Raw genomic sequence first — 340 nt, forward strand, 5'->3', positions numbered from 1 at the left:
GAGGCCGCCTCCAAGTTCAGCTGCTCCTGGGCCTCGTGCACCGTCTGCACGTCGTAGACCTCGAGGCGGTCGGCCACCGAGCCCCAGCGCGCGTAGCAATTGTTCAGCGTGCCCTCGATGGTCTCCACATCGTGGCGGGATATCTCGTCCACGGAGGTCAGGAGGTTGCCGGCGACCGTCGCGGAGAGTTGGGCCAGGTAGACGCAGACCGCGACGACGATGACGACCGCCGCGGCCGATACGATGGCAATGTACTTTCTGCACTCCAAAAGCCGTCCTTGTGCATGCTTGTTATTCCTGCGTCAGTTTATCACTGAAAACAAGCGGTCACGAGAACGTA

The 340-nt window shown here is 61.2% G+C and carries 1 protein-coding gene; it reads right to left on the reverse strand.

What is annotated here, in order from left to right:
* The coding region (locus NE591_RS13445) for a hypothetical protein (protein ID WP_256156887.1) at positions 1-269 on the reverse strand (269 nt) is incomplete at its 3' end.
* Positions 270-340 lie beyond the last annotated feature (71 nt).

Origin of the sequence: Adlercreutzia sp. DFI.6.23 (genome assembly GCF_024462535.1) — a bacterium.
Taxonomy (GTDB): domain Bacteria; phylum Actinomycetota; class Coriobacteriia; order Coriobacteriales; family Eggerthellaceae; genus Adlercreutzia; species Adlercreutzia rubneri.